The sequence below is a fragment of the Candidatus Hodarchaeum mangrovi genome (assembly GCF_975850365.1).
The window spans coordinates 58,622-71,863 of record NZ_CDLCQJ010000008.1 but is presented as its reverse complement, the minus strand read 5'-3'; the positions used below and the strand labels follow the sequence as shown (position 1 = coordinate 71,863).

Annotated in this window: 13 protein-coding genes; 3 read left to right on the top strand and 10 right to left on the bottom strand. The window is 31.3% G+C overall.

All coding sequences use genetic code 11. The features are described from left to right. Positions 1-106: 106 nt before the first annotated feature. The 7 genes from ACWVCY_RS01400 to ACWVCY_RS01370 all read right to left on the bottom strand — a co-directional run bounded on the left by ACWVCY_RS01400 (position 107) and on the right by ACWVCY_RS01370 (position 8,451). On the bottom strand, positions 107-1,126 hold the full coding sequence (locus ACWVCY_RS01400; RefSeq protein ID WP_455139729.1) for an adenylosuccinate synthetase: 1,020 nt from the start codon (positions 1,124-1,126) through the stop codon (positions 107-109). Between the two features lie 35 nt (positions 1,127-1,161). Then, positions 1,162-2,580 (bottom strand): tetratricopeptide repeat protein, encoded by a 1,419-nt coding sequence (locus tag ACWVCY_RS01395; protein WP_455139727.1) that lies wholly within the window; start codon positions 2,578-2,580, stop codon positions 1,162-1,164. A gap of 855 nt (positions 2,581-3,435) precedes the next feature. Then, positions 3,436-3,867 carry a hypothetical protein gene (locus ACWVCY_RS01390; protein ID WP_455139725.1) on the bottom strand — a complete coding sequence of 144 codons (432 nt, stop codon included), beginning with the start codon at positions 3,865-3,867 and terminating at the stop codon, positions 3,436-3,438. Between the two features lie 522 nt (positions 3,868-4,389). Further along, positions 4,390-5,796 carry a sialidase family protein gene (locus tag ACWVCY_RS01385; protein ID WP_455139723.1) on the bottom strand — a complete coding sequence of 469 codons (1,407 nt, stop codon included), beginning with the start codon at positions 5,794-5,796 and terminating at the stop codon, positions 4,390-4,392. A 296-nt stretch (positions 5,797-6,092) separates the two neighbouring features. Further along, entirely contained in the window at positions 6,093-6,353 is a 261-nt protein-coding gene (locus ACWVCY_RS01380; protein WP_455139721.1) for a sulfurtransferase TusA family protein, read from the bottom strand. Between the two features lie 309 nt (positions 6,354-6,662). After that, positions 6,663-6,968 (bottom strand): MTH1187 family thiamine-binding protein, encoded by a 306-nt coding sequence (locus tag ACWVCY_RS01375; RefSeq protein WP_455139719.1) that lies wholly within the window; start codon positions 6,966-6,968, stop codon positions 6,663-6,665. 133 nt (positions 6,969-7,101) lie between these two features. After that, complete coding sequence (locus ACWVCY_RS01370) at positions 7,102-8,451, bottom strand: hypothetical protein (RefSeq protein WP_455139717.1); 1,350 nt, start codon at positions 8,449-8,451, stop codon at positions 7,102-7,104. A gap of 475 nt (positions 8,452-8,926) precedes the next feature. Here ACWVCY_RS01370 and ACWVCY_RS01365 point away from each other — a divergent pair, with 475 nt between their 5' ends. Beyond that, positions 8,927-9,508: a hypothetical protein gene (locus tag ACWVCY_RS01365; protein ID WP_455139715.1), complete on the top strand. Its 582-nt coding sequence runs from the start codon at positions 8,927-8,929 to the stop codon at positions 9,506-9,508. Positions 9,509-9,583: 75 nt separating this feature from the next. Here ACWVCY_RS01365 and ACWVCY_RS01360 read toward each other — a convergent pair whose 3' ends face one another. Both ACWVCY_RS01360 and ACWVCY_RS01355 read right to left on the bottom strand, forming a co-directional pair. Next, a complete protein-coding gene (locus tag ACWVCY_RS01360) occupies positions 9,584-9,787 on the bottom strand; it encodes a histone (protein ID WP_455139713.1) in 204 nt (67 codons plus the stop codon). A gap of 673 nt (positions 9,788-10,460) precedes the next feature. Then, positions 10,461-11,099, bottom strand: a complete 639-nt coding sequence (locus tag ACWVCY_RS01355) for a 2,3-bisphosphoglycerate-dependent phosphoglycerate mutase (RefSeq protein ID WP_455139711.1) — start codon at positions 11,097-11,099, stop codon at positions 10,461-10,463. A 124-nt stretch (positions 11,100-11,223) separates the two neighbouring features. Between ACWVCY_RS01355 and gpmA the strand changes: the two genes are divergently transcribed. Continuing rightward, on the top strand, positions 11,224-11,973 hold the full coding sequence (gene gpmA / locus ACWVCY_RS01350) for a 2,3-diphosphoglycerate-dependent phosphoglycerate mutase (RefSeq protein ID WP_455139709.1): 750 nt from the start codon (positions 11,224-11,226) through the stop codon (positions 11,971-11,973). Positions 11,974-11,985: 12 nt separating this feature from the next. On the opposite strand, the gene ACWVCY_RS01345 is transcribed toward gpmA, so the two are convergent. Further along, entirely contained in the window at positions 11,986-12,426 is a 441-nt protein-coding gene (locus ACWVCY_RS01345; RefSeq protein ID WP_455139707.1) for a hypothetical protein, read from the bottom strand. A gap of 166 nt (positions 12,427-12,592) precedes the next feature. Between ACWVCY_RS01345 and ACWVCY_RS01340 the strand changes: the two genes are divergently transcribed. Next, positions 12,593-13,093, top strand: a complete 501-nt coding sequence (locus tag ACWVCY_RS01340; RefSeq protein ID WP_455139705.1) for a hypothetical protein — start codon at positions 12,593-12,595, stop codon at positions 13,091-13,093. The last annotated feature ends 149 nt before the right edge of the window (positions 13,094-13,242 follow it).

Here is a 13,242-nt window from a genome sequence, read left to right as displayed (position 1 = left end):
TGTAGATATGGCACCGTCAATAGGATGATTTCCTCTCCAAATAACTCCATCACAATCGAGTAATATAAACCGTTTATAGGATTGGATATTTAACGACTCCATATCATTATTTCCGTGTTATTATCTCTGAATCTGCGGGCCCTGTTCCAATCCAAGAAAATTGCATTCCTAAGTGCTTTTCTTTCTCAATAATCCAATCCTTTGCGGGTGATGAGAGATCCTCAAACACTTTTTTACCTGAATCCTGTGGAAAAACAACATCAAGTTTTGTTAGAGCCAGTTTAGTAGCTCCGTTTAAAAAAATACTTCGTTTTGCTAGAGGAATATTAAAAGGAGCTGCTCTTCTTAGTCTTCCTGTAACAGTTCCATATTCAATCCAACCTCGTTTGATTGTTTCATCCTCTGTTAATTGATTTTCCATTTTCTCTGCACGAATAGATCCAACTCTAGTTACAAAGGCCTTAAAAACAAGAACTACATCAGTAACACTTGTAGGACCAATTCCTACATCAGAACAGATTGCAGAAGCCGTAACATCTTTACTTGTGACATGAGGATAAGTTCCATGCCATAGTGATAGATGAGTTGCTTGGGTTCCTTCAATTAAGATGGATTTTTTTTCTATAAGAGCTTTGTGCAATTCTAAAGGAACATCCGTAAGAATACCTCGTAATTCTGGAACATCACGGGCAAGTGAAAGAATTCTACGTACTCGATCTTCATTTGCTGGTCCAGTTCCCGATCCAGAAGTACCAACTTGGTCTTTAAGATGAGAATTTGTTTGATCTTTTTCGATATGCTTTTTATTTATTATTCCACATTGATAATCACAAAATATTTTCCCCATAGTTTTAGTTATTTGGATCTCATTTAGTAATACTTGTGGATCTACCAAGACTCCAGGCCCAATTAATAATTTCTCTATGTTTTTTCCCGCAAATCCACTTGGAACCATTCTTAATTTGTAAATCATATCCTTTATAACTACTGTATGACCAGCATTAGGTCCTACACCACCACGGGCGACAATTTTATAATTATAAGACTCATCATTAACAAGATGGCTCACAATTTTTCCTTTTCCTTCATCCCCAAAAAATCCCCCTACAACTACTGTTACACTCATTTTTTTTATCCTTCCATCTTAAAAGGTTTGAAATATTAATTATTTTTGAGAAATTGTCTAAGAAATACTTTTTTTTCCATTTGATTGTGTAGCTCTTTGGTTATTTTTAATTCATTCTTTACAAAGGAATGTGCATCTTTCGATTCGTTACGCATTAACCATGCTCTTAATAAAACTTCAAGATCATCTAGCTTAGGGCTTTCTACGACAACAGGCTTTAAAATTTCAATTGTTTCCTTAAATTTTTGTAAATTGAATGCCATCTTTCCAGCTAGCTGCCTAGCTGGAATATGATCGGGTTTGGATTTAATGACTTCCAAAGCTAAAATATAAGCTTCATTGTACTGTTTTTTTTGTAAAGCAAGAATAGCTAATTGGAGTTTACTTTCATAAAAGTTAGGATCCAATAATAAACTTCGTTTAAAATGTTCCTCTGCATTAGATGGGTCTTCTAATTGAAGAGATGTCATTCCTATATAAAAAGGAATTACTGGATTATCTTTGTCTAGATTCTGTGCGTCTTCTAATGCCCTAAAAGCTCTATCTGCTCGGTTTATCTCCAAAAAAAGTTCAGCAAGTAATAAAGAAATTTCTAATGTTGTTTTTCCCGTTTTTTTTGCTCTAAAAAGATAGTCAATTGCTTCTTTTTGACGTTTTAATTGTTTTAAAACACGAGCTAGATTTATATAAAGACTTTGAGGAGTTTTTTCTCCGCGAAAAAGCTCTAAAGATTTCATATAGGCATCTAAAGCTTGGGAGAATTTATTTTTCGCATGATAAGCTACTCCGATTCCGTATTGAGCATGTTGAGAGGTAGGAAAACGATCAAGAACTAATTTATAGATTTCTAGAGCATTGTCTATTTTATTCTGATCTAAGAGATGTTGTCCAAGCAATAATCCAGGATCAGGAGTCTTAGCTTTCGGGATAGCTTCTTTCAGTACTTTTTCAACTTTCTCAGGATTTTCATGCTGAGCCCAAGCACGAGCTAGTTCAATAGGAATTTTATAGGAATCTGGCAACTTTTTAAGAGCTTTCTCAAGAACCTTGATTTTTTTTAAATATTCATCTTGCTTTCCATAAACTCTACTAAGTAGAATATAAATTTCAGGATCATTTTTATTCTTTTGTAGAGCCTGTTTAAAACTAGTCTCTGCAGCTTTAAAATTATTGAGTTGAAACTCAACTATTCCTTTCTTTGTCAATAATTCTGCATTATTTTTATCTAAATCAGATGCTTGGGTAAATGCTTTCAGTGCATCAGGATAGAGTTTCAAATTAACTAAAGCAATACCATAATTTCCCCAAACGCTAGAATTTTTCTGAATGTCTTCATTTTTAAGAGCTTCTTCAAATTTTCGTTTTGCTTTAGCCCATTTATTTCTTTTCAGAGCAAAAATTCCTGAATTCACCAGTTTAAACGGATCTTTTGCTTCTGTAATACGTGGGCTCAAATATATTCATCTCTAATATCTTTTAATGCGAATGATACGCATTAATTATATTCTTTTAATTAGGAATTTAATAATTGAAGTGATCTTCGACAATTATCTTAATTTATTAATGAATTTTAAATGACCTGTTAAAAAAAATTTCTTAAGTTGAGAAATTACAATTCTACTTTGGTGCACTAACATGTAAATGATTAACAAAAGGTACCTCTAGGAATAAATTTGTTAATACAACAAAATTTTTTTCTACCAGTTGATTTTATTGAAGAGTGAAGAGATAAAAAATGCTAATTAGAAACAGAATAATTGAACATCCAGTAAAATTATTTCTTTTCATTACATTTATTTATTCTTAGACTGTTTGGATGTTTCTAATTTACCTTATTCAACAGAATATACTAGAATCAACCGTGATTTCATTAGAAACTCTTATTTTTGTCTTTATCGGAGCTAGTGGTCTAATAATTGTTGTTTTTTGTATTTCTTTAGCGAAAAATAAAAGAATTAGTATAAAAAGCATATTATTGAATTGTAAATTATGGAAATTCGGAATTTAATGGTATTTTATAATCATAATAATCCCACTAGGTATTAGATTTCTTGCTATTCTCATATATGCCATTTGAACACAGAAATCTTTTCATTTTGACTTAGAAAATTGGTATTTATTCTTTTTTTCTTTCTATTTGTTATTTTTAGCTGTTCATTGACTGAAGAAACCTTCAAAAAAGCTCCAGCAATTGATCGGATCATTGTAATAGACAATTGCTTGTTATTTATGACCAGGAAAAAGAATTTGAAAAGTTAAGCTCCTTAATGCTTATAATTCTAAACCAAAAATATTTTATAATTATGAACTTATGGATCCAGAGCTAGAAGATTGTTAATCATATGCATAATCATTTTATGATGGCGTTTCTCATCTTCAACGATTGTTTGGAGAATCACCTTTAAGCCTGTGTTGTCAATTTTTTTTAATAATTCTTCATGAGCATGGATCATTTCTTTTTCTAATTCTGCGTGGATTTCTAGCTCCTTTTTGGCAGCTACCTGACCGATATATTTATCTGCTAAATAATTCCATAAAATATCTGGAGACTCTGCTTGAAGTATGTCTTTCAAAGTTTTCAAGATATAAGCATGTTTTATTGAATCCATGCGAATTTGATAGAACATTATTTGTGCACCTAGACTTTTCATTTCCTTCTCTTTCGCTTCACACATCTTAATATTTCTTAATTCCAACTCTCTGTGTTTTTCTAATGTTTCAATTAGTTTTTGTTGACTCAAAATAAATAACATCCTTGGTAATTGATTAATTTTAAATTTGTGGTCTTCAAACTTTTTCATAAATCCTTCTATTAAATTCATCTATTCGATAAATGTTGCACCAATCTTAAGGAACATAAAATAAGTCTTCTTAGAATTCATTGTAACTTAGAATTATCTACAGAATTAAAACGACAAAAAAATTAATGAAAAAAATTCAATTTCATTATCATTTTGATAAAAAATGTATTTGAAAACAGTTGAATTGAATATCATATAACCAATATTAAGTGTGAATAGAAAACAAATGTCTGATAGCTAAAGAGAATTAAAGAAAAAATGAAAAAGAGTATATAAACTAGAAATAGATACCTAAGTATTTACTTTTCAAAATCTAATCAATAGTTTACGACATTTTAAGGGGTTTTCAGTTTAAAAATAAGCTCTGTGCTTATTTAAACAATTTAATATCTATTTGATAAATATTAGTATAAAAACTCTTCTTTCTATTTATTATCTAATTCTAGCCTTCTCTTTAGAAATCTATCTTCTCCTTCTTAATTTAAATAAGAAAATAAGAGTTAATATTTGGAAAATACTCATTCTTAAAGAAATACTTTTATTAGTTGGATTTTCTGTCGATTTAATGCCATGAGCATAATAAATATCCATTTCATCGTTTCTTCCATCTGACCACACAACATGGGGAACATCATTAGAGTCCATACGAATGGTGAAGTAATCTCCAGGTCTAGTATAAACGTTTGAGGTAGAAATTCCATTTGAAATATCTATTGGATTGTTAAATAAAGGTTCACCAGTCTGAGGAAACTGTAAGCTTCGGTAAAAAGGTTTGAATGATGATCCTCCTTCATCATCATAATATACAATATGAAGGTTTCCTTGAGAATCTACAGCCATATCTGGTTGCCATTGATTTCCAACACTTTTAGGATTAACTTGATGACGTTTACTCCAAGTTAAACCAAGATCATCAGAATATCGAAGATAAACGTCCCATAACCCATATGGTTCAAATTTTTCTGCCCATAAAACATATAATCTATCATTTTGATCAAACTGAAGTACAGGTAGAGAAGCTTTTGATGGATTTTGATCTGGAGAGCTTTCAAACGTGCTATTTTGTCCATCTTGGTTAATATCAATAGGGAAGGTGAAATTTTGTCCTTGATTATATGAAGAGGTGACAAAAATATCTCCCCATATGCCACTTGTAAACCAAAACCATGCTACAAATACATTGTTATTACGATCTGTAGTGATGTAAGGAGCAAGATGATCAAGGGGATATGATATAGAATCTGTTATGAGACTAATTTCATTAAAAGTATTTCCACCATCATCTGAACGAGTTAATCGCACAAAGGTTGTTCCAGATGTCATGTTGATATCATCATAAACCACATATAATATTCCATCACTACTAGCTGTCATAGTTTCTTTGTCTGCAAACCCTATTCCATGACTAGCAGTTACAGGAGTCCATGTTTTACCATAATCTGTACTTTTTGCGACCGTTATTTGTGAAAATCCTTCCTCTAAATCAAGAGAATATTCTAAATAGGCATAATACAGAGTTTCTGTCTCTTCATACCAAACTAACCAAGGATCGGATTGACCTGTATTAGGAATAAAGTTTGGCATATTTAAAGGATCTGACCAGTTGACCCCATTATCAATTGATTTAGAGAAACTAACCCTGATCCCTGCCCCATTATGTGTGTTTGCATCTTTCCAACCAGTAAAAATAGTTCCATTTGCACTAACTGCTATTGTTGGTTCTACATGGTGTAGATATTTATCATCATCTCTTGACAATAATATATTTTCGGAAAAATCGATAATCAAGGATGATTTTTCATTAGCAATAATAGTATTTATTTGAGGTATCGTTAAGCAAAAGATTAGTAAAAAAACCTTTTTTTTCACTGATTTCACCTTTTTCAAAGGATTGGAGAAGTATCTTTTTTAAAAGTGTAATATAGAGGCAAATGTGTAGTAAAATTCATTAAATGCTTGAAAAAAGAGATGATCAAATTTGATTTACTAATTATGATTGAAGAAGCAATTTTCTGTATGTTACCGTTTGTCAACTGATGTTGAAGGCTTTATTTTTATTGTAATTCAAGCATGAAACACATCCTGAAGCTACATTAGCTGATAGAAAAGCAATTTGTATTTCACACGGGTTCATTTGGAATTGTCTCTATATTTGAAAATTCCTTTCAATTACTCACTTTTTTGCTTTTCTTACTAAAAAACGGAATCCTCCATCTGGACGAGGTTCCTTTTTGGATTAACTCATGACCAGTATTTCGAATCATTGCTGGAATGCAGAGGGGGCTCATCAAAGCATTTGTTTCAATTTCGATTATTTGACCAATTTCAAGTCCTTTTATTGCTTTGTATGCTTCTATAGCAGTTACGGGGCATCTTACACCGTCTAAATTTAATTTTTGATGAATCTTAATGTTGTTTTTTTCCATTTTTTTGCTTATCCTGACTTTAACTTTAGCTTTGGGGCATTTTAGTCTTATCTAGCGATAAATTTAAACTTCTATATATATTGAGAAATCAGGTTTCAAAGAATTTTGAAATCGTTCTCATAGAAACCAAGAGATTGTAACAGAAATCATTTCTTGCATTTTCGGTTTTTCAAGTAGAATTTCTTGCTTATTTTATTGAAATAATGATGAAAATTAATATAATTGATTAGATAGAAGAGGCAGCGTTAATCAAAATGAGGTTGATATGGTTAAATTTATGGTATATAATGTTACCTTTCTAATAATTCCTCAAAAATTTGAGATAGCAGCTAGTTTGTCTTCCATTTTTCTAGGTTTATCCCGACGATCATCAATACGAATTTGAGTAATAACTCGTGAGGCACCAGCTTTAATAACAGCTTCATGAGCAAGTTTTGTTACTTCAAAAACCTGATCGAGTGTGTCTACTTCAATCACCGTTCCCATGGGATGATGGAAAACCCTAATATCTGGATGTTTATTAATTTCCTCAATAGCTGTTTTTACAAACCTACTCAAGCTAGTTCCTACACCAATAGGAGAAGTAGTGATTTCAGCAATAATTTTAGTTTTCATATTTACTCACAAACCATCAATCAACTATAACATTATAAAACACTTACTTCTTGTAATCAAAATTATTAATTGACTTTTGCATCCGTTCCAAAGATTTTATTCCTGATCTGCGATAATTATGAGCTCTAAACCTTTATGATCGATCCAAAACTGATTGGAGAATGTTCAAGAGTTCTTCTAGATCCTCTCTACTGATATAACGATCCTGTGATCTGTGAAGCATTGCATTTCGTCTTAAACGAATTTTCTTCAACGTTCGATTCTCTTGAGTAGTTAATAGCTTCTCCCGTAATAATGTATCAACAATTGATGGCCATGATTGATCTTCTTTTGGATAAACACTTCTTTTCCATAAAAGATTTCTAAATAAACCCTCAATCGACCGCCATGAGAAAAGAAAAGTCGATATATGTTCGTCATTGGAAATTTCATCCCAGATTTCTAATTTTTTTCTTGCATACAAAATATCAATTTTAATTGACTCAGTTTCTTCTTCAGAATCAACTATTTCTTCAATAGCATCTGTGACTCCTTGACCTAAATAAAATTGTAATTCTAGTTCCTTTTTCTTTTTTGGAGGCAAATCTAAATGATTAAGCATCGAAGAATATTGCTCTAAAACTAAACTCCGAGTAATCTCTTTTCTGGAAAAATCATGCAATTCTTCTTTGATATGAGCTTCAATAAATTCTAAATATAATTTTGCGACTAAATCCCAATTCGAGGCTAATTTACTACCAATTTTATCAACTAAAGGAAATCTCCGAATCGAATCTAGTTCTAAATTTCTAGTTTTCACTCTGAGATTTTCAATATCAGACGTTGAAGAAAGATTATAGCTTGTCAATTGAATTAAATGTTGGAGTTGTCTTCTAGTGTGTCGAAATAATACAAACGAAAGAAACGTAAGTGATAAAAAGAGTAGAGCAAAAATAATGACGTTAATCGGAGTGGTAATCTGATCCATGTAAAAAAAGTCAAAATCAATCGAGTTAAATGCTAAATACAGAATAATTAGAAGATTTAAAAAATTAATTAACCCAAAACTTAAAGACAGAAGAAAAAGAACCTCTCTGAAAGAAAGCATTCGCTGATTAGCTACGTGCTCCTCACGGATAAAAAAAGAATCAATATAACCTCTTCGGAACAATTTAAGCAGTTCTGGTATTAATTCATCTTGAATACTTGTATGCAGTTGTTTAAGTAATACTGGATCTAAATCAATATCTTTCAATAGAAATATTTCATCAATATTTTTTATAAGAGCTTCTGAATATACCTGATTAACTCCTGAAAGTCTATAAATAAGATAAGGACTGTAGATATAGACAAAATAGACAGGGAAAATGAAAATAATCCCAGGGAGAAATAAGAATAATTGAACTTCATTTTGAGTAAAAAATAAATAGGATTGAATAAGAGTAATTTCATAAAAAACTGGAAGAATAATTCCTAAGATAAATCTACTTTCACGGAGACTCATTTTTTTCACGTTATTTGTACTATTATATGAACTATAAAAATATATTATTCCTAAGAATAATAATTATTCAATGAATAGAAATATAATGTTATTTTAACAAAATTAGGTATAATGTAAATAAGTACTGAACATTAGTCTCCAGTTTTTAAGCAGATTAAAACGCGATTGGTTGAGCTTATATTTCTAGGAGATGTCCTCCTAGAATATCCATGGCCCCAAATGTAACGGAAGGAGTGGTTAAATTTAAACGGATTTTGGTACAATAATAATCGTAAACAAAAATCAAAAAGCAATGGATATTCCTCCTATATGCTTCCAACGATCTGAAAAGAAATCATTGGTAGTTTAGAGAGATAAAATTAGTCATTGAATGAAAAATATCAGTTAGTCTCGAGATCCCTTGCACAAATGATATATTTTAAATTTTGGTTCAGCTCATTATAATAACGTAATAGAAAGGAGAATCATGAAAAATATGTCTAGTAATATTGCTCAGAAAAGATATATGCCAAAAAAGGTTTGGTTAATCTGGTATCTGTCTTTAACTCTTATTTTTCTCCTACCAATAATGGATAATATGAATAATATTGCAGGAGTTTATTCATCTGTTTTAATTTCCTTTATTTTTAGTTTACAATGGGGGTTTCACTTTCTCATTGGATTACTAGTTTTTGTGACGGATTTTGTGACTGGAAGGTCATCCTTCTACCACATTCAATTAACTGCCTTCTATTTTTCTGTAATTATTAGTTTTATTTTTTATAACGTGGGGCTAATGATAGTAAAATTTTATAATCAGAGACAAATTTCACATAATAAAATTTCATATTATTTATCTGGAATGTTGTTTCTATTCATTGTTGTTCCCCTAACTTGCTTTTTAACAATCCAGTTTGCTGAAATGCCCTTATCAGAACCTCCAGTTTCATTATTTTATGATTTAACTGAATTATTACCATTAATATTAATTTTTACTTCAATTTTTTTCTTGGTATTCCTTGGAAGTTGTATTTTAGTTTTTGATTTCTATAAAAAAGCACAAGAGAGAGGGAAGTAAAAAATCCTATAGGATGTATGAGAAGAAATAAAAAAAAGAAAAGAGGGAGAAAAACCTTGTTACAGGTTATCTGCCTTATTTGGAAGCGGCTAATTTAATGTCGCTTTCTTTGACTGTCTTTCGACCAGAATGACGGGCAATTTCAACTGCATATTTGGCAATTTCCATACCCTTGTTGGTCAAGACTTCATTAAGGCGGTCAATCGCGTCAGCAGAGACACGATGGGCCCCAGCATTACGAATTAGTTTTTCTACACGAGCACGTGCAAAACCAGACATATTCTTTTCACCTTTTCTCCGTAAAGTTGTATGTGAGTAGTTTTTCTCTCACTGATGTAGCTTAGTTTTCTTCTCCTTTATAAAGTTTGCTCTACTGTGGGTGAGTGGTTACTCACTAGCTTCAAAGCTTGGCTAGCACTTTTCAGTCATGTTGAGTTGGAGTTTTGTTAGAGTCACTCACTTTCTTTAAATGGTTGGAAGTTCCAATGTGCGTACTCTCCATGAGAGATCTTTTCAAGAAAAATTTTTTTGTATCCAGTCATTTCTCACAGCATCGGATCATGTCTGCAGTTTTATTTCTCTTCATCTCCTTGAAATTTACTCCTAGTCTATCAATCTCCCTTTGGTGAAAATGATAGATAAAATCATACCCTATCCTTCCTTCTTAATTTTTCCGGGTGAAGTCTTTTGTATGATGTACCAACCTTTCTTCCGATCTGATGCATCGGATATTTACTTGCCTCAATGAAGTCTCGGTCTATGTGTGAGAGGATGTGCAAATTGAATGAACTTTATTTCATTCATTGTCATATCCTTTTCACTAGATATTTGTAATAAAGTGATTGTCTAGTGTTTAGGATTAATCTCTTCAAAGGACGATTTTCTCTTTTAATTTCTCTTTTGACATTAAATTTTACCTTAACTCCCTTTAATATGACTCTTTTCATTTTATTTAAAGTACTGAGTTATGTGCTCCATTTATTGAACGAATTTCCTTTTTTAAGAGTTCTAAGTTACGATTATAATAGTATAGATGAGGTGTTGTGAGTTCTAAATCGAATTCAAGGATTTTTTCAGGTGTCATTCTTTCAAGGTGCATCATTATAGCTCTAAGACTATTCCCATGTCCTACCATTAGAACATTTTTTCCATCTCTTATGTAATTCATTACTGAACTCTCTAAATAGGGAATGATTCGTTTTTGACAGTCCTTTAAACTTTCCCCTGCTGGTGGTTTTTCATCATAGCTTCTTCGCCATTTTCTTACAAGCTCCTCTCCATATAATTGAATAACTTCACCTTTATTTTTTCCTTGAAGTGTTCCATAATGTCGTTCATTAAGGATGTCTATCTTTATCACTGGTATATTCCAGTTATTGGTCTCCAATATAATTTCAAGAGACTCTCCAGCTCGTTTTAATACAGAAGTAAATGCAATATCGAATTTTAATTCAGAGATTTTTTTAGCTGCTTTTACTGTATCTTCTTTACCCTGTTTAGATAAAGGAACATCTGTCCACCCTGTGAAGATATTTTGATAATTCCAAGTTGATTCTCCATGTCTTATTAGACATAATAAAGCTCCTTTCACTATTTAATACCTCAAATTTCCTTTAAATCAAAAACTTTTTCTTTTTCTTTTTTGTCAAATAAATTTTGGGGAAGATTGTTAAGCTTAATCAAATGATTGGATTATTTGCTTCAGGAGTGATATTATGGTATACAAGCTAGTGTTATTACGTCATGGTGAATCTACATGGAATAAGATAAATAAATTTACTGGTTGGACCGATGTTGACCTTTCTGATAAAGGAATTGAAGAAACTCACCTTGCAGGAAAAGTTTTACTTGAAGAGGGGTATCAGTTTGATATAGCTTTTACTTCTGTCTTAAAACGAGCTATCCGTACATTATGGATAACTCTCGATGTAATGGATCTCATGTGGATCCCTGTTTATCGTTCATGGCGATTAAATGAGCGACATTATGGTGCTCTTCAGGGTTTAAATAAAGCAGAGACTGCAGCTAAACATGGTGAAGAACAAGTTTTAATCTGGAGGCGTAGTTACGACATCCCCCCTCCTCCCCTCTCTGAGAATGATGAAAGATATCCTGGGAAAGACAGGAGATATAATGAACTATCTAAATCAGAAGTTCCGTTAACTGAATGTTTAAAAGATACAGTTTTCCGTGTTCTTCCTTATTGGCACGAGGTTATTGCTCCAGTCATTCATTCTGGTAAAAGAGTGTTAATTGCTGCTCATGGAAATAGCTTACGAGCTCTAGTAAAATTTTTAGATAAAGTCTCAGATGAAGAAATCTTAAAATTAAATATTCCTACTGGAATTCCTCTTGTTTATGAATTAAATAAAGAGTTAATACCAATCAAACATTACTATCTAGGAGATCCAAAAGTTATTCAACAGGCAATGCAAAAGGTTGCTGATCAGGGAAAGGTAAAATAGAAAGATTACTACTCACTTTAGCATATACAATATTTTTCCCTCTTCTTCTTTTCTGTTAATATAATTCAGTTTGAAAAGCTGTTCTAGATATTTTTTTTCTGTTTCTTTTTTTCGATGTGTAATTTGTGCAATATTACCTGCTTGTACAGGATCGTTTAATCTTTTCAAAATTAAGAATGTCCGGTTTAAACGTCTTGGGACTTCAACATAAGTAATTTTTTCTTTTAATTCCAAGGCTATCTCCCGACTTATGACATCTACCTTTCTCGATGTTAATAAAATATTAATAGCTGTTTTTACTGTAATAAGACGATTTTCAGTTGTCCCACTTTTTAAAATATCTCTTATTAGATCATCTGTGGGAATATGACTGTTTTTAAATATTTCAAGAGCACTAGGAGTTATTTCAAAGTTAAGTTTCCCCAATTGAGTTAAAAGGTACTCATCAGACATGTTTAGCATTCCATTATAATTCAATAATAGATTGATATACTGAAATGAGTATCTTTCTCAAAAGGATTTCTAATAATGGATTAATGTGTGATATAATTAAAAACTAAAGATTGGGACTTTAAATTATCCACAGACTTTTAATGGCTTCTGATTTCCAATGTAAATAATGAAAGATTTCCAGAAAATTAGTAAGAATTGTATATATAGGAATGTATTTTTTTGTTCTTATTGGGATAATGATAAATCAGAGTCAAAGGAACAAAAAACTCAGTGCCATTTTTTACACTGTCCTATTTTTTCTGGGGAGCTTAGAATTACCACTGAACCTTTAAATAATCTTGAAAATCCCAGTATAGTTAATTTTACGGTTGATGATTTTGACAACAAACTTCGATCGGTCCAAAATATAATTGAAGAATTTAGGAAAAATGACCTTGAGTTTTTTAAATCATCAGATAAACCTTTATCTGCAATAAGCGTCAAATCAATGATTAAAAGGATGGTTTGCGCGATTTGTGGGGAAAATATTGATGATGAGAAATATATTATGATCAATGATCCAACTGGAGTTCAAATATATATTCACTCTAAAGGAAAATGTGCTATACGATTTGATAGGATAAAAGAAACAAGAGAAAAGTGGTTATCAACTCTCGAGATGGAATGATTAGGAAGAAAATTAATAAAAAGAAATTATGGATCCTTGCTTATTTCCTGAAATCTCTTTATATTCTGAATTAATTAAGCTCGATTCTCATGGATATTGTTTAATTCTAGAATTTCACAAGATTTAGAAAAAATTTAATTTAAATTAGT

Bases quoted from the DNA above. Each gene is read 5' to 3' on its own strand.
- ACWVCY_RS01400 (WP_455139729.1), bottom strand. From the start codon at position 1,126: ATGAGTGTAACAGTAGTTGTAGGGGGATTTTTTGGGGATGAAGGAAAA.
- ACWVCY_RS01380 (WP_455139721.1), bottom strand. From the start codon at position 6,353: ATGGAAAAAAACAACATTAAGATTCATCAAAAATTAAATTTAGACGGT.
- ACWVCY_RS01375 (WP_455139719.1), bottom strand. From the start codon at position 6,968: ATGAAAACTAAAATTATTGCTGAAATCACTACTTCTCCTATTGGTGTA.
- ACWVCY_RS01370 (WP_455139717.1), bottom strand. From the start codon at position 8,451: ATGAGTCTCCGTGAAAGTAGATTTATCTTAGGAATTATTCTTCCAGTT.
- ACWVCY_RS01365 (WP_455139715.1), top strand. From the start codon at position 8,927: ATGTCTAGTAATATTGCTCAGAAAAGATATATGCCAAAAAAGGTTTGG.
- ACWVCY_RS01360 (WP_455139713.1), bottom strand. From the start codon at position 9,787: ATGTCTGGTTTTGCACGTGCTCGTGTAGAAAAACTAATTCGTAATGCT.
- gpmA (WP_455139709.1), top strand. From the start codon at position 11,224: ATGGTATACAAGCTAGTGTTATTACGTCATGGTGAATCTACATGGAAT.
- ACWVCY_RS01345 (WP_455139707.1), bottom strand. From the start codon at position 12,426: ATGTCTGATGAGTACCTTTTAACTCAATTGGGGAAACTTAACTTTGAA.
- ACWVCY_RS01340 (WP_455139705.1), top strand. From the start codon at position 12,593: ATGAAAGATTTCCAGAAAATTAGTAAGAATTGTATATATAGGAATGTA.